The organism is Pseudomonas sp. NPDC087803 (assembly GCF_044742995.1).
GTDB lineage: Bacteria > Pseudomonadota > Gammaproteobacteria > Pseudomonadales > Pseudomonadaceae > Aquipseudomonas.
Genome location: NZ_JBIUVO010000163.1, coordinates 1 through 1,041, shown reverse-complemented (window position 1 = coordinate 1,041; position 1,041 = coordinate 1). Strand labels below are relative to the sequence as shown.

The window sequence follows — 1,041 nt, the reverse complement described above, 5'->3', positions numbered from 1 at the left end:
ACGGAATTGAAGTTGCCGTACGCCCTGACAGCCCGCCCGCTGGGCATTCGCCGCTTGCGCGACGGCTGGCTGTACATCATCGACAGCCTCAGCGGCGAGTTGTACGAATACCGAATGCTCGACGGCATCGTCACCGCGCTTTTGCATCAGGGTAAAACGGTCAAAGAGGATCAGCGCACGGCCATCGAGGAGCGTCCGGCGCTGATCTTCTCCCGCCAAAGCACGTTGTACGTGACCTTCGCCGAAGTGCAGTGGACGGCAGGCAAATGCCATCAGGTGCTGGACAGCCGCGAGGAGCGAGATCACTTCATGCAAGCGGTCGATCTCGGGCCGGTGCATTGTCTGACCGGCGGCGAGCATTTACTGACCGTCGCCCAGACCCGACAGTGGCTGGCGGAGGTGGCGACCGGCGCGGAACCTGTCGCTGAAGGTGATGCCACGCGCATGCCGACCGTGCAGGTCAGCGACGCCCCCGAGCACGAACGCGAACCTTATCTGTGGGAGCAACCACGGCGTTTTCGCGCGGCACACATCGGCGAATTTCTCGGCCGGGTACGCGGGCCATATCAGGACGACACATTGTTTCTGCTGGTCAACGACGATCTGGGGGTGATGCGCGATCTGGCCGAGTATCAGGACACTGTGGTCGGTTGGGTCGATGAATGGAGCAACAGTGGCAACAACGCGCGCGATTACCTGCTGGCCAGTTACATCGAGTCCTTGAGCCAGCTCAGTGATCAGGACTTTGACGGTCTGGCCAAGGCCAGTGAACAACCGCAGGCCAAGGCGCTGTTTGCCGATCTGCAACAACTGCCCGAACCGGATCGGGAGAACACGCGCCAGGCGTTGCTCGATTACTTGAACAAGGGCGGGGAGGTCCAACCCGATGCACCGGCGCCGCCTGAGCTGCAAACACTGCGTGCCAAGGGGACGGACGACGAAATGCAGCCCGACCGCGCCGCGCCCACGGCTGAGGTGGATCGGCGCTTTTACACGCGGCGGTACTTTCTTGCAGTCGCCCCTGAGGACTTTGTCGAACGG

1 protein-coding gene is annotated in these 1,041 nt (G+C 62.2%); it reads left to right on the top strand.

Features of this window, described 5'->3' with window-relative positions:
• Nucleotides 1-12 precede the first annotated feature (12 nt).
• Nucleotides 13-1,041 (top strand): toxin VasX (locus tag ACIOUG_RS27190; RefSeq protein WP_401070290.1); only part of this gene is annotated, 1,029 nt, incomplete at its 3' end.